Origin of the sequence: Amycolatopsis tucumanensis (genome assembly GCF_021654135.1) — a bacterium.
Lineage (GTDB): Bacteria > Actinomycetota > Actinomycetes > Mycobacteriales > Pseudonocardiaceae > Amycolatopsis_E > Amycolatopsis_E tucumanensis.
Genome location: NZ_JAKGSD010000011.1, coordinates 37,393 through 54,100, shown reverse-complemented (window position 1 = coordinate 54,100; position 16,708 = coordinate 37,393). Strand labels below are relative to the sequence as shown.

Annotated in this window: 20 protein-coding genes; 13 read left to right on the top strand and 7 right to left on the bottom strand. The window is 70.0% G+C overall.

The annotated features are described in order from the left end of the window. The first annotated feature begins 10 nt into the window (after window positions 1-10). Window positions 11-2,158 (top strand): KAP family NTPase, encoded by a 2,148-nt coding sequence (locus L2C96_RS13995; protein ID WP_237336441.1) that lies wholly within the window; start codon window positions 11-13, stop codon window positions 2,156-2,158. Between the two features lie 28 nt (window positions 2,159-2,186). Beyond that, window positions 2,187-2,591, top strand: a complete 405-nt coding sequence (locus tag L2C96_RS13990; RefSeq protein ID WP_020417021.1) for a CoA-binding protein — start codon at window positions 2,187-2,189, stop codon at window positions 2,589-2,591. A gap of 1 nt (window position 2,592) precedes the next feature. Here the strand turns inward: L2C96_RS13990 and L2C96_RS13985 are convergent, their stop codons facing one another. After that, entirely contained in the window at window positions 2,593-3,369 is a 777-nt protein-coding gene (locus tag L2C96_RS13985) for an SDR family NAD(P)-dependent oxidoreductase (protein WP_237336440.1), read from the bottom strand. 108 nt (window positions 3,370-3,477) lie between these two features. On the opposite strand from L2C96_RS13985, the gene L2C96_RS13980 reads away from it, so the two are divergent. From L2C96_RS13980 to L2C96_RS13960, 5 genes are all read left to right on the top strand, one after another. Further along, window positions 3,478-4,596: a PucR family transcriptional regulator gene (locus L2C96_RS13980; protein ID WP_237336439.1), complete on the top strand. Its 1,119-nt coding sequence runs from the start codon at window positions 3,478-3,480 to the stop codon at window positions 4,594-4,596. 119 nt (window positions 4,597-4,715) lie between these two features. Continuing rightward, window positions 4,716-6,011: an MFS transporter gene (locus L2C96_RS13975; protein ID WP_237336438.1), complete on the top strand. Its 1,296-nt coding sequence runs from the start codon at window positions 4,716-4,718 to the stop codon at window positions 6,009-6,011. Between the two features lie 75 nt (window positions 6,012-6,086). Next, a complete protein-coding gene (locus L2C96_RS13970; RefSeq protein ID WP_237336437.1) occupies window positions 6,087-6,995 on the top strand; it encodes an endonuclease/exonuclease/phosphatase family protein in 909 nt (302 codons plus the stop codon). Window positions 6,996-7,094: 99 nt separating this feature from the next. Further along, a complete protein-coding gene (locus L2C96_RS13965) occupies window positions 7,095-7,439 on the top strand; it encodes a YciI family protein (protein WP_020417026.1) in 345 nt (114 codons plus the stop codon). Window positions 7,440-7,441: 2 nt separating this feature from the next. Further along, window positions 7,442-8,650: an RNA polymerase sigma factor gene (locus tag L2C96_RS13960; protein ID WP_020417027.1), complete on the top strand. Its 1,209-nt coding sequence runs from the start codon at window positions 7,442-7,444 to the stop codon at window positions 8,648-8,650. A 13-nt stretch (window positions 8,651-8,663) separates the two neighbouring features. Here the strand turns inward: L2C96_RS13960 and L2C96_RS13955 are convergent, their stop codons facing one another. The 3 genes from L2C96_RS13955 to L2C96_RS13945 form a co-directional block, all read right to left on the bottom strand. Then, window positions 8,664-9,101, bottom strand: coding sequence for an ester cyclase (locus L2C96_RS13955; RefSeq protein WP_020417028.1), 438 nt, complete (start codon window positions 9,099-9,101; stop codon window positions 8,664-8,666). 113 nt (window positions 9,102-9,214) lie between these two features. Continuing rightward, window positions 9,215-10,024 (bottom strand): PrsW family intramembrane metalloprotease, encoded by an 810-nt coding sequence (locus tag L2C96_RS13950; protein WP_237336436.1) that lies wholly within the window; start codon window positions 10,022-10,024, stop codon window positions 9,215-9,217. Window positions 10,025-10,084: 60 nt separating this feature from the next. Then, the gene (locus tag L2C96_RS13945; RefSeq protein ID WP_237336435.1) at window positions 10,085-10,768 is read right to left on the bottom strand and encodes a hypothetical protein; all 684 of its coding nucleotides are present in this window, start codon (window positions 10,766-10,768) and stop codon (window positions 10,085-10,087) included. A 294-nt stretch (window positions 10,769-11,062) separates the two neighbouring features. Here L2C96_RS13945 and L2C96_RS13940 point away from each other — a divergent pair, with 294 nt between their 5' ends. The 5 genes from L2C96_RS13940 to L2C96_RS13920 all read left to right on the top strand — a co-directional run bounded on the left by L2C96_RS13940 (window position 11,063) and on the right by L2C96_RS13920 (window position 14,921). Next, window positions 11,063-11,503, top strand: a complete 441-nt coding sequence (locus L2C96_RS13940) for a CBS domain-containing protein (RefSeq protein ID WP_027935716.1) — start codon at window positions 11,063-11,065, stop codon at window positions 11,501-11,503. 10 nt (window positions 11,504-11,513) lie between these two features. After that, window positions 11,514-12,803: an ArsB/NhaD family transporter gene (locus tag L2C96_RS13935; RefSeq protein WP_237336434.1), complete on the top strand. Its 1,290-nt coding sequence runs from the start codon at window positions 11,514-11,516 to the stop codon at window positions 12,801-12,803. Window positions 12,804-12,833: 30 nt separating this feature from the next. Then, window positions 12,834-14,024 carry a tyrosine-type recombinase/integrase gene (locus tag L2C96_RS13930; protein ID WP_308191150.1) on the top strand — a complete coding sequence of 397 codons (1,191 nt, stop codon included), beginning with the start codon at window positions 12,834-12,836 and terminating at the stop codon, window positions 14,022-14,024. A 389-nt stretch (window positions 14,025-14,413) separates the two neighbouring features. After that, window positions 14,414-14,596, top strand: a complete 183-nt coding sequence (locus tag L2C96_RS13925) for a hypothetical protein (protein ID WP_237336432.1) — start codon at window positions 14,414-14,416, stop codon at window positions 14,594-14,596. A gap of 7 nt (window positions 14,597-14,603) precedes the next feature. Then, entirely contained in the window at window positions 14,604-14,921 is a 318-nt protein-coding gene (locus L2C96_RS13920) for a hypothetical protein (RefSeq protein ID WP_237336431.1), read from the top strand. A 38-nt stretch (window positions 14,922-14,959) separates the two neighbouring features. Here the strand turns inward: L2C96_RS13920 and L2C96_RS13915 are convergent, their stop codons facing one another. After that, window positions 14,960-15,493 (bottom strand): hypothetical protein, encoded by a 534-nt coding sequence (locus tag L2C96_RS13915; protein ID WP_237336430.1) that lies wholly within the window; start codon window positions 15,491-15,493, stop codon window positions 14,960-14,962. A gap of 25 nt (window positions 15,494-15,518) precedes the next feature. Next, complete coding sequence (locus L2C96_RS13910; protein WP_237336429.1) at window positions 15,519-15,737, bottom strand: hypothetical protein; 219 nt, start codon at window positions 15,735-15,737, stop codon at window positions 15,519-15,521. Between the two features lie 119 nt (window positions 15,738-15,856). On the opposite strand from L2C96_RS13910, the gene L2C96_RS13905 reads away from it, so the two are divergent. Beyond that, entirely contained in the window at window positions 15,857-16,042 is a 186-nt protein-coding gene (locus L2C96_RS13905) for a MerR family DNA-binding transcriptional regulator (RefSeq protein ID WP_237336428.1), read from the top strand. Between the two features lie 163 nt (window positions 16,043-16,205). Here L2C96_RS13905 and L2C96_RS13900 read toward each other — a convergent pair whose 3' ends face one another. Beyond that, complete coding sequence (locus L2C96_RS13900; RefSeq protein WP_237336427.1) at window positions 16,206-16,679, bottom strand: hypothetical protein; 474 nt, start codon at window positions 16,677-16,679, stop codon at window positions 16,206-16,208. Window positions 16,680-16,708 lie beyond the last annotated feature (29 nt).

Genomic DNA, 16,708 nt, shown 5'->3' with positions numbered 1-16,708 from the left:
CCTGATCGCCATGGGGGACGACGAGCTGATCGCGGGCGTCCTGTTCGGTGACGACGCGCGCGACCTGCTCGCCGAGGAGCGGATCCCGCTGCGCGAGGCGCGCGAGGCGTTGTCCGCGGACCCGGAGCTGCGCGAACGGCTGACCACCGGGCGCGACACCTTCCTGCGCGACCCCGCCTTCGAGGGCGTGATCACGTCGAGGCTGCCCGAGCACCGGCTCGTCGACCTCCGGCTCGCCGCCGCCTTCGCCGTCGTGTTCGGCTACCACCTGCTGCTGGTCCGGGCGTGGCCGCAGCTGCCGTGGGGGTTCGCCGCGTTCGCGGTGGCCGCCTACCTCGCCGTGCTCGCGATCGCCTGCCGCATCGGGTACCGCTGGATCGCGCCGCTGCGCGGGCTGTTCCGCCGCGTCGGCGCGTTGCCCGTCGAGGACCTGTGGCGGGTGTACGCGGTCGAGCAGATCGTGTGGCCGGCGCTGGTCCGCTACGTCGAGGAGAAGCGGACTCCGCCGGACAGCACCGAGTTCACCTACCGCGCGGTCGACGGCCTCTACCGCGAATCCCCCTCCGCGACGCCGGTCATCACGGGCGCCGGGGAGCGTCTGCGCACCGCCGTCGCGCGGTCGGAGACCGGGGCGATCGCGCTCGCCGGGCACCGCGGGGTCGGCAAGACCACCGCGATCCGGTTCGTGGCAGGCGGGGTGCTCGGTGATCCGGACCGGCCGCCGCTCGCCGTGGTCGCGTCCGCGCCCGCCCGCTACGACGCCCGCGACTTCGTCCTCTACCTGCACGCCCTGCTGTGCAAGGAGGTCATCACCCGCACCCATGGCGCCGGGCAACCGCAGCGGTGGGCGACGTTCGCCCGCCTGGCGGCGCCGGTCCGGCGACGTGAACGGGCCGCGCACGTGGTCCGCTCCCTGCTGGCCCACCTCGTCGCGATCGCGGTGCCGGTGCTGCTCGGCGCGTGGGCGTGGGGACGGCCGCCGCTGGAGTTCGTCACCGATCCGCCGCCGCTGTTCCGCGATCTGACCGGCTGGCGGATCGCGGTCCTGGTGCTCGCCGGGTTCGTCGCGCTGGCCGTCGTCGCCGACCTGAGCGCGTTCGCCTGGCGGGCGGCGCGCGGGCTGCGTCCGGTGCGGCCGGCCGACCCGCGCCTGCGTGAGCTGCGCGCGGTCGCCGGGCAGCAATTGCGGCGCATCCGGTTCCTGCAGACCTACACCACCGGCTGGTCCGGCAAGCTCACCCTGCCGCTGAAGAGCGAGGCCGGGTGGACCCGCTCCACGCAGAGCGCCGAACAGCAGCTCAGCTACCCCGAGGTCGTCGACGAGTTCCGCGCCTTCGCCGAGCACGCGGCGGAGGTGCTGCGGGCCACCGGCGTGACCGAGCGGGTGGTCATCGCGATCGACGAGCTGGACAAGATCGCCGAGCCGGAGAAGGCGCAGGAGCTGATCAACGACATCAAGGGCGTCTTCGACGTGCCCGGGTGCCTGTTCCTGGTGTCGGTGTCCGACGACGCGATCGTCTCCTTCGAGCGCCGCGGCATCCCGGCGCGCGACGCGTTCGACAGCGCCTTCTCCGAGATGGTGCGGCTGGACAACTTCACCCCGGACGACACGCGGAACTGGATCAGCCGCCGCGTGCTCGGGCTGCCGGAGCAGTTCGTCTGCCTGTGCCACTGCCTGTCCGGCGGCCTGCCCCGTGACCTGCGGCGCACGGTCGTCGAACTGCTCGACGTGCCTGCCGGGCAGCAGCTGAGCGCGGTCGTCGAGGTGCTGGTCCGGCGCGAGCTGGACCGCAAGGCGCACGCCTTCACCGGGGCCGCGCGCGGCATCGAACCCTCGCCGGAGCGGTCCGGGCTCATCGCGGACCTGGTGTCGATCCCGACCGTGCGCGGACCCGGGGAGCTGCGCGCGCTGGCGACGAAGATCGACTCGGGCGACGGGCTCGCCGCGCTGCGCACGCAGGCCGCCGCGTACCTGCTGTTCAGCGCGACGATCCTGGAGGTGTTCACCGACAACCTCACCCGCGACCGGCTCTACGGCGTGCCCGGCGGCGAGCCACAGCTGCTCGCGCTGGCCCGGCAGCAGATGGCGTTCGACCCGCGGGTGTCGATGGACCTGCTCGCCTCCTTCCGCGCCGCCCGCGGGCTCGCCGTGGAATAGCGCCTGTTCGGCGGCGGTTTCCACGGATATGGCCGACCTTGCCGAAGAAGTCCTGAAAGCCGCGAACACCATCGCCGTGGTGGGCCTGAGCCGTGACCCGGCGAAGGCCGCGCACTCGGTTCCGGCCGCGATGCAGGCCGCCGGGTTCCGGGTGATCCCGGTGCACCCCTCCGCCGACGAGCTCCTCGGCGAGAAGGTCTACCGGAGCCTCGCCGACATCCCCGAGCCGGTGGACATCGTCGACGTCTTCCGCCCGGCGCGCGAGGCGCCGGGGGTGGCGGAGCAGGCTGTCGCGATCGGGGCGAAGACGTTGTGGCTGCAGCAGGGCATCGTCTCGGCGGAGGCCCGGCGCATCGCCGAGTCCGGCGGGCTGAACTACGTCGAGGACCGGTGCATCGCGGTCGTCCGCGCCCTCGCCCGGATCCGGAAGTGAGTCAGGCGCAGCGCGCGGTCAGCCCGCCGTCCACCGGCAGGCAGACCCCGTTGACGTAGGCCGCCTCGTCCGAGGCCAGGAACACCGCCGCGGCGGCCACGTCCCACGGGCTGCCCATCCGCCCCGTCGGGCTGGCCGCGTGCCGCCGCGCCAGCTCACCGGGATCGGCCGCGATGCCGCGTGTCACCAGCGGCGTCTCGATCAGCCCCGGCAGGATCGCGTTGACCCGGATCCCCGCATCCGCGTACCGCAGCGCCAGCGCGACCGTCAGCTGGTTCACCGCCGCCTTCGCCGCGCTGTAGGCCGGGTAGACGTAACCGGTGTCGCGGATCGCGGCGATCGACGAGACGTTCACGATCGCGCCGCCGCCTGCCGCGAGCATCCGCGGCACCACGTGTTTGCAGGTCAGGAACACCGGCCGCAGGTTCACCGCGAGCGCGGCGTCCCACTCCGCCAGTGACAGGTCCGCCACGTCCCCGACCCGCGTCGCGCCGACGTTGTTGTGCAGCACCGACGGTGGCCCCAGCTCGGACGCGGCCTCGACCGCTTCGGCCACCTGCGCTTCGTCCGTGACGTCCGCGGTCAGCGCCAGCGCGTCACCGCCCGCCGCCGTGATCTCCGCGGCAGTGCGCCTCGCCTCCGCGGCCCGGATGTCGATCGCCGCGACCAGCGCCCCCTCCCGCGCGAAGGCGAGCGCGGCCGCCTTGCCGTTGCTCATCCCGTCACCGCTGGAGCCCGCGCCGAAGACGAGCGCCACCTTGCCGGCCAGTCTCCCCATGCCCCGCAGTATCGGCACGCCACCGGCCTGCCCGGAACCGACGGACGTCGAAGACCGCGCGGCGGCCGTTCCGAAAACCGGAGGAACGGCCTGGTGGATCATGGGTCCATGGTCGGGAGCGAACTGCAGCGGAGGGTCGACGCGCTCGCGGAGGATCTCGGCCGGTCGGTGGCGATCAACGACCCGTCGGTCCGGCTGCTGTGCGCGAGCAGGCACTTCGGCGACGAGGACGCCGTGCGGGTGCGCGCGATGCTGCAGCGCAGCGCGGGCAGCGAGGCGATCGGCCACATCCTGGCGCAGGGGGTGACCCGGTGGACCGGCCCCGGCGTCATCCCGCCCCGGCCCGACCTGGACATGCTCGCCCGCGTCAGCATGCCGCTGCGCTGGCGCGGCACCCTCCTCGGCCTGCTGATGGTGATCGACCCGGACGGCACGCTCACCGCCGCCGACCTGGACGCGATCAAGACCGCCGCCGAGCCCATGGCCGCCCTGCTCTACCGGGACTTCCTGGTCGCCGACTCGGAACGCGCGGCGCGCGAGGAGACCCTGCAACGGCTGCTCAGCGCGGACCCGGCCGAGCGCACGGTCACGCACGACTTCCCGGACACGTCCACAGTCCTGATCGCCGAGGTCCTCTCCGGCGAAACCGCCCGGATCGAAGTGGCGCTGCGGACCGCGCTGGAGGCCGCCACCCGCGGCCGCGAACCGTCCTTCTACGTGCGCGGACGGCAGGGCGTGCTGCTCGGCGCCGCGGACGCCGCGGCGATCGTCAAGCAGGCCGAGGACGTCCTCGGCGCGGGCGCCCGCTGCGTGGCAGGCATCGGCACGTCCGCCGACGGCCAGGCGTGGGTCGCCCGGGACCGCGCCGCCGTCGCCGTCCGGGCCGCCGCGACGCTGCCCTGCTTCGACGGCATCGCGCACTGGGACGACCTCGGCGCCTACGGACTGCTCCTGCGCGTCCCCGCGCCGGCCAGGGCGCACCTGCCCGAGCCGCTGCTCGCGCTGGTCGCCAAGGACCCGGGCGGACGGCTCGTGGAAACCCTCGCCGCCTACCTCGACCACGCCGGATCGAGCCTGGACACGGCCGCCGCGCTGCACATCCACCGCACGTCGCTGTACTACCGGCTGCACCGGATCGAGGAGATCACCGGACTCGACCTCGCCGACGGCGAGCACCGGCTCACCCTGCACCTCGGCCTGAAACTGCTCCCCCTGGTGCGCGACTGACCTGCCCGTTTCGACAGGATGAGGAATCACAGCCGGCAAAACCCGACCACCGTAGGTCGTCACCCGCCGGGGTTGCGCAGATACTCCCACCGGATCAACCGGCCCCGAAGGAGCAGCCGATGAGTACCGCCGCGCAGACGTCCGCCGCCCCGGTGTCGGCCTCGCGGATCGCGATCGCCAGTTTCATCGGCACGGCCATCGAGTTCTACGACTTCTACCTCTACGGCACGGCCGCCGCGCTGGTGTTCGGGCACCAGTTCTTCCCGACGTTCTCCCCGCTCGCCGGCACGCTGGCCGCGTTCGCGACCTTCGGGGTCGGGTTCGTCGCGCGGCCGGTCGGCGCGGTGGTGTTCGGGCACTTCGGCGACCGGATCGGGCGCAAGGCGATGCTCGTCGCGTCGCTGCTGGTCATGGGCACCGGCACGGTCGCGATCGGCGCGCTGCCCACCTACAGCGCGATCGGCATCGGCGCGCCGATCCTGCTCGTGCTGTGCCGGTTCCTGCAGGGCTTCGGGCTCGGCGGCGAGTGGGGCGGCGCGGTGCTGCTGGCCACCGAGTACGCGCCACGCAACCGGCGCGGCCTGTGGTCGAGCTTCCCGCAGATGGGGCCGGCGATCGGGTTCATCATCGCGGGCGGCGCGTTCCTGGTGCTGGGCGGCACGATGTCGCAGGAGTCCTTCGACGACTGGGGCTGGCGCATCCCGTTCCTGGCCAGCTCGCTGCTCATCGTCATCGGCTACTACATCCGGATGAAGATCGCCGAGACGCCGGTGTTCGAGCGCGCGATGGCCGAGCACGACAAGGCGAAGGTGCCGATCGTCGAGGTCCTGCAGCGGCAGCCGAAGACCCTGTTCCTCAGCACGTGCGCGTTCATCCTGGCGCACACGCTCTTCTACACGATCACCACGTTCTCGCTGTCCTACGGCACCACGGTGCTGGAGCTGGACAAGAACATGCTGCTGATCTGCGCCATGATCAGCGCGCTCGTGATGGGCCTGGCGACCCCCCTGCTCGCGACGTGGTCGGACCGGGTCGGCCGCCGCCGGGTGTGCCTCGGCGCCGCGGTGCTCGCGGTGGCCTGGGCGTTCCCGCTGTTCGCGCTGATCAACACGGGCAACCCGGTGCTGATCGCGCTCGCGATGGCGGTCGGGATGATCGCGTTCGCCGCGCTGTTCGCGCCGATGGGCGCGTTCCTGCCGGAGCTGTTCGCGACCCGCTACCGCTACACCGGCGCGTCGATCGCGTACAACGCCAGCGGCGTGATCGGCGGTGGGGTGAGCCCCATCCTGGCCACGCAACTCATCGCCGCGACGGGTTCGTCCCTGCCGGTTTCCGGGTACGTCGCGGGGATAGCGGTGATTTGCGCGGTGTGCGTCTGGTTCCTGCGCGAGACCCGGGGCAACGAACTCGAGTGAGATCGACGCGCGTTGTTCGCCCGGGCGTCGCCTGACGGTCGGCACCGCCACACGCGGAACGGACAAAGTGCGCACATGTCTGACATCACTCGAAGGGGTGCACTCGGCCTCGCCGGCGCGGGTGCGGTGACGTTGATGACCGCGAGCGGGGCGCAGGCCCGGCCCGGGGACGACGCGGTGATCGGCCACGCCGCCGGCGACACGCTGCACGTGACCACGTTCAACATCCGCCTGGACACGAAGGCCGCGCCGGGCACGCCGGACTCGTGGACCGACCGGCGGCCGGTGCTCGCGCGGTTCCTGGAGATCGAGCAGCCCACCGTGCTGGGCATCCAGGAGGGCCTGTACCACCAGGTCAAGGAGATCGCGGCGGACCTGCCCAAGCACTACGAGTGGATCGGCCTCGGCCGCGAGGGCGGCGGGCGCGGCGAGTTCATGGCGATCTACTACGACACGCGCCGCGTCGAGCCGCTCGACTTCGACCACTTCTGGCTGTCCGACACGCCGTACGTGATCGGGTCGAAGTCCTGGGGCAACAACGTCGTGCGGATGGTCACCTGGGTGCGCTTCCGCGATGCCCGCACCGGCAAGGAGTTCGTGCACGTCAACACCCACTTCGACCACCAGTCGGAGAACGCGCGGCAGCGCAGCGCGGGCTTGGTGCGCGACCGGATCGCCGGCTTCGACCCGGCGCTGCCGGTGGTGCTGACCGGCGACTTCAACACCCCGGCCGGCTCGGTGTCGTACCGGACACTGATCGAGGGCGGGCTGTCCGACACCTGGCGCACGGCGGCGAAGCAGCTCACGCCGGAGTGGGGCACGTTCCCGAACTACCGCGACCCGGTGCTGGGCGCGAACCGGATCGACTGGGTGCTGGCGAACTCGCGGGTGTCGGTCCTGGCTGCGGCGATCAACACGTTCCGCGTTGACGGCCGCTACCCGTCCGACCACGTGCCGGTGCAGGCGCTGGTTCGGCTGAGCTGAAAAAAAGTCCGGCCGCGGTGTCCAGCGCGGTGGGAGGCTGTTCGTCCTTATCGTGAACACCGGCGATCGGCGCCGGTGCCCACACGGGAGGAGCAGCCAATGCCCACCTATGCCGCCCTGCTGTACGCCGCGGACGTCGACTGGTCGCAGCCCGAGTACGCGGAGACGATCAAGGAGTACCGGGAGTTCGGCGAAGCCGCCGCAGCCGTCATCAGGGGCGGGAAGGCGCTGTACCCGACCTCGACCGCGACCACCGTGCGGGTGTCCGGCGGGAAGGGCGGCGAGATCCTGACCAGCGACGGCCCCTACGTCGAGACGAAGGAGGCCCTGACCGGCTTCTACCTGCTCGAGTGCGCCGACCTCGACGAGGCGGTGAAGCTCGCCGCGCAGCTCCCGGCCGCCTGGGACGGCGTCGTCGAGGTCCGCCCGGTGATCGAGTTCTGACCGTGGAGGCCGGTGACGCGGTCGCGCGGCTGGTGCGGGACGAGGGGACCCGCGTGCTGGCCACGCTGATCCGCGTCACCGGCAGCGTCGGCCTCGCCGAGGACGCGGTGCAGGACGCCGTCGTGCGGGCGCTGGAGACCTGGCCGCGCGACGGCGTGCCGGACAACCCGCGTGGCTGGTTGCTGGTCACCGCGAAGCGGCGGGCCGTGGACCTGTTCCGCCGCGAGGCCGCGCGATCCGGGAAGGAGGCGGCGGCGATGCCGTTCGTCGAACCGGAGCCGGCCGAGGTGGTCGCGGACGACCTGTTGCGGCTCGTGTTCACCTGCTGCCACCCGGCGTTGTCGCTGGAGGCTCAGGTGGCGCTCGCCTTGCGGACGCTCGGCGGGTTGTCGACCGCCGAGGTCGCGCGGGCGCTGCTGGTGCCCGAGGCGACGATGGCGAAGCGCCTGACGCGGGCGAAGCAGAAGATCGCGCGGGCGCGGATCCCGTACCGAGTGCCGGAGGCGGCCGAGCTGCCGGACCGGCTGACGGCGGTCGCCGCGACGGTGTACCTGATCTTCAACGAGGGCTACGCCGCCGCGGCGGGCGCCGACCTGGTGCGCGCCGAGCTGACCGCGGAGGCGATCCGGCTCGCGCGGCTGCTGGCTTCGCTGATGCCCGACGAGCCGACGGTGCTGGGCCTGCTCGCGTTGTTGCTGCTGCAGAACTCCCGTCGCGACGCGCGGGTGGACGCCGACGGGGTGCCGGTGCTGCTGCCGGACCAGGACCGGTCGCGGTGGGACCGCTCCGCGATCAAGGAGGGCGTGTCGCTGGTGGGCCGCGGCCTGCGGCGCGCGGTGGAACCGGACCGGTACGTCGTCCAGGCCGCGATCGCCGCCTGCCACGCGCTGGCGCCGTCCTACGCCGAGACAGACTGGGACGCCGTGATCTCCTGGTACGACGTGTTGCTGCGCATCTCCGACACGCCGGTGGTCCGCCTGAACCACGCGGTGGCGGTGGCCGAGCGGGACGGCCCGGCGGCCGGCCTGGCGTTGGTGGACGCGATCCCCGGGCTGACTTCGTACCCGTGGTGGCACGCGGCCCGCGCCGAACTGCTGCACCGGCTGGGCGCGGCAGCCGAGGCGCGGACCGCGTACCGGCAGGCGCTGGCGCTCGGGATGAGCGAACCGCAGGCCGCCCACCTGCGCCTGCGCCTCGCCGAACTGGGCTGAGGCGCGCCGGTTTTCAGCCGGCCGTCTCGCGGGGCGCCATCTCCGGGATGATGCCCAGCTGCTGCAACGCGCCGAGCATGTCGTAGTTGACCCACATCTCCACGATCCGGTCGTCGGCCCACTTGGCGCACATCATGCCGGTCATCACGTACGTCTTGCCGGTCGCGGGCAGGCCGCGGAACTCCGCCCGCGACGTGCCGCCCATGGTGAACCGGACCGCGCACAGGTCGCCGTCGACGAGCACGTCGTGAATGTCCATGTGCAGGTCCGGGTTGGCGGTGCGCAGGTCGCTGACCTGGCGCTGGAACCCGGCGACGCCGTCCACCTCGAAGGTCGGGTCGTGGAACGTGCAGTGCGGTGCGCACAGCTCTTCGCAGGCGTCGAGCTCGCCCTGGTTCCACATCAGGTCCAGCACCCGGCGCAACCGTTCGCGCCGCTCGTCGGAAGTCATGAGGTGCCTCCTTCCGGCCGCGCCGGGGCGGGCGGCGCCCGCTGAGTACTGCCGCGGCCGCGACCCGCAGTGGACACCCGGCGCGCGCGGCGCGGCCAGAGGCTTAGGGCTCTTTATCGCGCGGCGCGGACGCGGCGGCCGTAGGGCGAGCGGTGGTGGCCGATGCGGTGCACGGCCAGCGCGAGCAGCCCGAGACTGAGGGCGGCGAGCACGACGTAGCTGAGCGTCGTGCCGATCCCGTCCCACGCGGCGTGCAGCGCCACGGCGACCACGAACGTCACGGCGAAGCGGCCCATCCAGCGGGACCGCCCGCGGTGCCGGACCGCCGCCCACAACGCGGCGGCGGTCAGCCCGGTCCAGGCCATGTGCGTGGCCGGGCTGAGCACGCCGCGGATCAGCAGCGTCTGGTCGACGGCGCTGATGTCGCCCTGGGACTTGAGGAACGCGACGAGGGCGTAGCCCATCGTTTCGAGCGCCGCGAAGCCCGCCCCGGACGCGACGCCGAGCAGGAGCCCGGTCGCCGCGCGGCGGTCGCGGACGACCACGAGGACGACGGCGGGCGCGATGAGCTTCGCGGTCTCCTCGATGACGCCGACCCCGGCCATCTGGAAGGGACCGAGGTCCTTGAGAACGTCGTACTCGAGCGCCCCGGCCGTGACGACGCCGACCACACCGCCCACGATGGCGACGAGCCCGACGAGCACCGGATCGACCCCGAAGGAGAGCCGCCGCCCCCACACGAAGGTGACGAAGGTGGCCGGCCCGACGACGGCGCCGAGCAGGATCAGGGAGGGCACCAGGTTGGGGTTCTCGGTGTCCAGCAGAACCCGCCGGACGAGCTCGAACAACCCGAGCCCCACGACGAGCACGAGCACCCACGCCCACCGCCAGGACACCTTCCAAGTCGCGGTCCGCGTCCGCATGGCACCTCCGCTAAGCCCGGTGACCAGAAATCGGCCCGACGCCAGGCGGTGTTACCCCGCTCAGGCGCGCGGCAGGTGGACGGCCACCTCGGCCAGCGCGTCCAGCACGGCTTCGCTGACCTGCCCGGTCGCCCGTTCACTCTCGGCGATGACGACGGTGTTGCCCGCCAACCGGGAGTCGAAGTGGTGCGCCGTGAACCGCACGTCGGCCATCTGGATCAGCGAGGCCGCCAGCGGCGTGATGTCACCGTTGCCGTGGATCTTCTCCAGGCGCTCGAAGTCGCGCGCTTGGCCACGAGAGCGGAAACTCACCCAGACGACGGACACCAGCGCGGTGTTCCCGTTGCCGTCACCGATCGCGAGCAATTGACGGTCCAGCGAAGTGCACGGCGTGCGCAGGAAGAATTCGCGGATTTCGCCGTGCGAATGAATCAGGCACGAGGCATCCCGCTTCGCGGTTTTCCGCATGCCGCGCAGTCCCAGACGCTGCCACGCCTCATCCGGACGTCCTCGGCCTGCGGAACGCTTGCTGTCGGCCTTCCGGCTGTTCAGGCCACGTCCAGCCACCGCGTTCGCGCCCGAGTCCGCGACCGCGCCCTCGATCGCGGCACTGCCACCCAGGCTGACCGTCCCGCTGGTCACGCCGACCACGCCGACCAGTGCGGCCGCAGCCACGACCCGGCCGGTCTTCTTGCCGGGACCGGGGTCGGAACCACCGCCCTTACCGCCGATTCTTCTGCCCACGGAAAACCTCCCCGCCGGACTTTATGTCCAGGAGGGCGGCCGCGATTCCGCCGAATGAGCGATTGGCAATAGGTATTCCGATACCCGCGTCATTCCGTGCACCGTCGACGCCGCCCGGCTTGCCGCGGTCGCCTCCGTGCGGCATCTTTACGGTCGGCGCGCCGGGAAGTCTGGTCGGCACACCCGTCCTGAGCAGGGCCGGGCGAACGGTCGACGGCAGGAGTGGCGCGGTGGTGCTCGTCAGGATCCCGGCAAGACCCGGTGACCGCGGCGAGATCGTCGTACGCTGCGGGCATGCACGCGTCGGAGATGGCCGAGGACTTCCCGGTCGTCGCGTCGGATTCGGACGCTCTCGAGGCGGCCCGCCTGCTGGCCGCGAACCGGCTGCCCGGCCTGGTCGTCACCGATCCGCGCGGCCGTCCGGTGGCGGTCCTGCCCGCGTCGCAGGTGGTGCGGTTGCTGGTGCCGCACTACGTCCAGGACGACCCGTCGCTCGCGGGGGTGCTGTCGGAGTCGATGGCCGACCGGGTGGCGGAGAAGCTGCACGGCAAGACCGTCCGGGCTCTGCTGCCCGAGGACCGGCCGGAGCTGCCCGTGGTCAAGGCCGACGACACGATCGTGGAGGTCGCTGCGGCGATGGCGCGGTTGCGCTGTCCCCTGGTGGCGGTGGTGGACGGCGACGGGCTCACCGGGGTGATCACCGCGTCGCGGCTGCTGGAGCTGGCGCTGCGGTAGGCGGTGTGCGGTGACCGTGCTCGCGATCGTCGTGTTCGCGGTCGCCTACCTGCTGATCGCGACCGACCGCGTCCCGAAGGCTGCCGCGGCGCTGGGTGGCGCCGGGATCGTGCTCGCGGCGGGCGTGGTCGGTTCGGACGAGGCGTTCTACTCGCACGACACCGGCATCGACTGGGACGTCGTGTTCCTGCTGCTCGGCATGATGATCATCGTCGGGATCCTGCGCCGCACCGGTGTCTTCGAGTTCACCGCGATCTGGGCGGCCAAGCGCGCGAAGGGCTCGCCGCTGCGGGTGATGGTCCTGCTGGTCCTGCTGACGGCGACGGCGTCGGCGTTCCTGGACAACGTCACCACGGTCCTGCTGATCGCACCGGTGACGCTGCTGGTGTGCGACCGGCTCGGGATCAGCCCGGTGCCGTTCCTGATCGCCGAGGTGTTCGCGTCGAACATCGGCGGCACGGCGACGCTGATCGGCGATCCGCCGAACATCATCATCGGCAGCCGCGCCGGCCTGACGTTCAACGACTTCCTCGTGCACCTGGCGCCGATCGTGGTCGTCGAGGTCGCCGTGTTCGCGCTGGTGCTGCGCTGGCTGTTCCGCGGCGCGTTCGACGCGGACCCGGCGCGCATCGCCGAGGTGATGACCCTCGACGAGCGCGAAGCCATCCGCGACAAGCGGTTGCTGGTGAAGTGCGGCGTCGTGCTGGCGCTGGTGTTCACCGGGTTCATCGGGCATTCGGTGTTCCACCTGGACCCGTCGGTCGTGGCGCTGCTCGGCGCCGGGGTCCTCGTGCTCGTCTCGGGCACGCGGCCGCGGGACTACCTGGCCGCGGTCGAATGGGAGACGCTGCTGTTCTTCGCGGGCCTGTTCATCATGATCGGCGCGCTCGTGCACACCGGAGTGATCGGCCGCCTGGCGCGACTCGCGGCGGACGCGACCGGCGGGAACGCGCTGCTGGCCGTGATGCTGATCCTGGTGGTCTCCGCGGTGCTCTCCGGTTTCATCGACAACATCCCCTACGTGGCGACGATGAGCCCGCTCGTGGCAGGCCTCGTGGCGGACCTGCCGGACCCCGGGCAGGCCCAGTCGCTGTGGTGGGCGCTGGCCCTGGGAGCCGACTTCGGCGGAAACCTCACGGCGATCGGCGCCAGCGCGAACGTGGTGATGCTGGGAATCGCCGCGCGCGCCGGCACACCGATCTCGTTCTGGGAATTCACCCGGAAAGGCGCGGTGGTCACGCTGATGACCGTCACGCTGGCGGCGCCGTACCTGTGGCTGAGGTACTTCGTGCTGGGGTGAGCCCTTCAAGCCAAGACGGAAACCGAGGTCATCAAAAAGGTCCGGAAACTCGAACGAGAGCGCGACGCGGGCACGGTCCGGAGGCCCGGCCAGGAATGGACGGTCGAGAAGTGGGTGATGCACTGGTACGAAACGATCGCCGTGCCGAACGTCCGCTACAAGACCCGCAGCTACTACTGGACTGCGGTCGACAAGTACATCGTCCCGGGGATCGGCACGCACAAGCTGACGCGGCTCGAATCCGAACACATCGAACGGTTCTATGCGCGCCTGCGGAATGAAGGCGCCAAGTCGGCAACCCTGCAACAGGTCCACATCGCTCTGCGCGCGTCCCTCAACGAAGCCGAGCGACGGAACCGGATCACGCGCAATCCGATCCGCGCCGTGCGGTCACCGAAGATCGAAGAGACCGAGATCGAGCCTCTGACCGTGGACGACGCGCGGGCAATCCTCCACGTTGCCCATGACCGGCGAAACGGCGTGCGCTGGGCCATCGCCCTCGCGCTGGGACTGCGGCAGGGCGAGGCGATCGGCCTCAAGTGGACCGACCTCAAGGTCCAGTGGCACCACGGGTGTGGGGTGGCGGAGCCGTGCGGGAAGAAGCGTCCGGAAGACTGCCCGTTTGCCCAGGTCACGGGAATGCTCACCGTCCGGCGAGCGTTGCAACGGCAGACGTGGCAGCACGGCTGCGACCCGGACAAGAAGTGTGGTCGTAAGCGGGGCGCTGACTGCCCGGCACGACACAGTGGCGGCCTCGTCGTCGTGGAACCCAAGTCCCGGGCCGGTCGACGCGTGCTGAGCGTGCCGCCGCCGCTGGTGCTCGCGCTGCTCGAACACCGGAAGGTCCAGGACGCAGAGCGGCAGCGAGCGGCCGACGTCTGGCAGGACGACGATTGGATGTTCGCCCAGCCGACTGGCCGGCCGACCGACCCGCGAGCCGACTACGGCGAGTGGAAGGACGTCCTGAAGGCGGCCGGGGTGCGCGAGGCGCGGCTCCATGACGCCCGGCACACCGCCGCGACGTTCCTGCTCGTGCTCGGCGTCGCGCAGCGGGCGGTTATGGACGTGATGGGCTGGTCCAAGATCGACATGGCCCAGCGGTACCAGCACGTGCCGGACGAGCTACGGCAGAGCATCGCGACGCAGCTCGGCGGACTGCTCTGGACAGGCCCCGACGACGGTGACGGCGACGAACCGACAGCCGCTTCGGTACCGGCCTGAACGACCAACTGAGACGGAAACTGAAACGAGCCCTGACCAGGGTGTTTCCCACCACAGGGAAACACCCTGGTCAGACGGGGAGCCGACTAGGGGGCTCGAACCCCTGACCTGCTGTTTACAAGTGAGTGCGAGTGAATCCTCCGATGTAGTTGAGCGTACGTCCCCGTATCACTCAGACGCAGGTCAGGACGCCTTTCTGACCCCGGTTGTATGCCTTTGTGATTCGACGTTCGTGAACGTGTGTTGTCACACTGATGCACACACACGCCTGCCCTCCCGTAGGCATCGCGGAGACCTTGGCGGCGCAAGGTCACAACTTCCCACGGATCGCCTGACTCCGCTGGTCATCGCGTCTTACGTTGCTGCCTCCTCGCCACCAAGGAGACGCGATGCTGTACCTCGTTCGACGACCCGACGGGCACGTCTATGCCCGCGACACCGACCTCGGCCTGTGCCGCTTCGCAGCCGACGGGCTGGGTGTGGGCGCGACGATCGAGCAGCCCGACGGCGAAGTGATCTACCGCGTGACCGAGGAATCGCTGCACAACGACTACGACCTGTTCAACGAGTAAGGAGATCATGATGGCCGAGAAGAAGGTCGAGACGCTGACGACCAAGCAGGTCGCCGAGGCGCTGGACACCACACCCCGTGAGCTGCGCGTGTTCCTCCGCGCGAGCGAGCACTACGACAACGCCGGGTCGGGCGGACGCTATGCCTTCCAGGCGAAGGACCTGGGCCCGATGAAGACGCGCTTCACGACGTGGAAGAAGGAGCGCGAAGAAGCACGCAAGGCCGCCGCCGAGAAGGCTGCTGCTGAAGCCCAGGCGGATGATGCCGAAACGACCGAAGAGGCCGAGACGCCTACGCCTGCACGTCGCGCACGCAAGACCGCCTGATCCACACTACGACAACTGGCGCCTTCGGGCGCCTTTTGTCAGAGACGGCTCGTTTGCTTGTGCAGACCGGCGCTGAGATCGTCCGTACGGCGTCTGCGATGCGACGAACGAGTGACGACACCAGCGAGCACGCGCAGAGGCGTCACGGACGCACTCAGGTGTGGATGCGCACGTGCGACGATGACGCAATGATGTTTCGACGGCGTCTGACCAGCGCACATGTGCACGAGGCGGGTCACGTCGTCGCACACCTCGCTCTGGACATCCCGTTCGAGTTCGTCCAGGCCGGCCGCGATGAGGGGTATGTTCGTCGTCGCCGAGATCATGGAGCGGACCCGCTCGACACGATCCGGGCTTACCTCGCCGGGCCGATAGCCGAGTCGTTGTGCTCGGGTTTCGACGACCTCGAAGACTGCATCAGGATCTACGGGCGACACGACATTAAGCAGGCCGCCGAGATTCACCGCGAACTCGGGGGTGGACCGATCCCCCACGTCTTCCACGAGACAGTGAAGCTCGTGACAAGCCGGGCCGCGGAGCTGCTGACCATCGCAGAAGCTCTGCGTGATCACCCGCACGGTCTCACGTACGAGCAGATCACGAAGCTGGCTCGTCCACTTCCGAAACGCTGGACGTGGTTTCGAGGCTGACAAAGCCGTACGGTTCCCAGCGCACCGGGAACAGGGTGCCGTGTCGCCACTCACCTGTCACCTCGTCGATCCACCCGTACGGGAGCACCCGGCCGTACTCCCACACGTTGTAGTGCTGGTGCTTACGTCGAACGCGGGCCCCGGGTGTGGGCATGAACGTCAGCACGACCACGGCACCTTCTCCCAAACGTAGCGAACATGGCGATCGTAGCGTGTCAACGTATCAAACGTGGCGAACGTAGCAAACGCCTGGATCGTGGCTGGTCAGCGTGATGTGCTGTCGCCGTGGCTCAAGATCGACTTGTCAGCACCGGCGAGGCAGCGAAGGCGCCGTCCGTCGATCGCTCGACACTTGATCGATGGGCCCGCGAAGGACTCGTGACACCGGCAGCTAAGACCGCTGGCGGGCACAATCGGTGGGATGTTGAAGACCTCAAGCGGCAGGTGCGCGAGCTTCAGAAGCGTGGCTGATCATCTTCTGCTCACACGTGCCCCGACGTGGTGTGGATCAGCACGTATCTGATGGGTCATCAGGTCACTACCAAGAACCCCCGACAGTGTCTGAGGTATCGGGGGCCTTGGCCGTCTCGGGAGAGGCTGGCGAGACGTATTCAGTTGGCTTTCCGTAGATTGATTACGCGAGATCGTCTGCCGCTAACCTACGCTCGGACATACGCCACACCTGCACTCGGGATGCTTCAACATCAGCACTGGTCCTCTGCCGCAAGCTCGCTCGCCATTTTCGTTGCGCTCCGACGTGTCGTCGCTTTATTTCTAGCACTTCGAGGTTGATAGGCGACTCGTCTCGCAAGCGAAGACATGGACCATCCTTGATTCGCGTACTCAGGCGGTGGCGTAATTTACCGAGAGCACATCGACTAAGGTGAGCCGCCTTGGCTGTCGCAACGTCGGAAAGTCCGTCATAGAGGTGTATACCGTCGGCGTAATCCTCGGCCTTGAGGAATGGTTCAGTTAGTGCAATATCCATCAGCGTGTCGCGGTCGTTAGGGTCGATGTCATATTCGGCCGAGCGCCATTCGAGCGTATCCGTGGGCATAATGTGCACATGCTTCGAAATCTTGCCCTCGTCGATCAGCGTGTACGTCACCCGCCAATACTCCATTGACGCCTTGGAGA

Excerpts from the sequence above, each read along its gene's own strand:
- L2C96_RS13995 (WP_237336441.1), top strand. The coding sequence starts at position 11 with ATGGGGGACGACGAGCTGATCGCGGGCGTCCTGTTCGGTGACGACGCG.
- L2C96_RS13990 (WP_020417021.1), top strand. The coding sequence starts at position 2,187 with ATGGCCGACCTTGCCGAAGAAGTCCTGAAAGCCGCGAACACCATCGCC.
- L2C96_RS13985 (WP_237336440.1), bottom strand. The coding sequence starts at position 3,369 with ATGGGGAGACTGGCCGGCAAGGTGGCGCTCGTCTTCGGCGCGGGCTCC.
- L2C96_RS13980 (WP_237336439.1), top strand. The coding sequence starts at position 3,478 with ATGGTCGGGAGCGAACTGCAGCGGAGGGTCGACGCGCTCGCGGAGGAT.
- L2C96_RS13975 (WP_237336438.1), top strand. The coding sequence starts at position 4,716 with ATGAGTACCGCCGCGCAGACGTCCGCCGCCCCGGTGTCGGCCTCGCGG.
- L2C96_RS13970 (WP_237336437.1), top strand. The coding sequence starts at position 6,087 with ATGTCTGACATCACTCGAAGGGGTGCACTCGGCCTCGCCGGCGCGGGT.
- L2C96_RS13965 (WP_020417026.1), top strand. The coding sequence starts at position 7,095 with ATGCCCACCTATGCCGCCCTGCTGTACGCCGCGGACGTCGACTGGTCG.
- L2C96_RS13955 (WP_020417028.1), bottom strand. The coding sequence starts at position 9,101 with ATGACTTCCGACGAGCGGCGCGAACGGTTGCGCCGGGTGCTGGACCTG.
- L2C96_RS13950 (WP_237336436.1), bottom strand. The coding sequence starts at position 10,024 with ATGCGGACGCGGACCGCGACTTGGAAGGTGTCCTGGCGGTGGGCGTGG.
- L2C96_RS13940 (WP_027935716.1), top strand. The coding sequence starts at position 11,063 with ATGCACGCGTCGGAGATGGCCGAGGACTTCCCGGTCGTCGCGTCGGAT.
- L2C96_RS13925 (WP_237336432.1), top strand. The coding sequence starts at position 14,414 with ATGCTGTACCTCGTTCGACGACCCGACGGGCACGTCTATGCCCGCGAC.
- L2C96_RS13920 (WP_237336431.1), top strand. The coding sequence starts at position 14,604 with ATGATGGCCGAGAAGAAGGTCGAGACGCTGACGACCAAGCAGGTCGCC.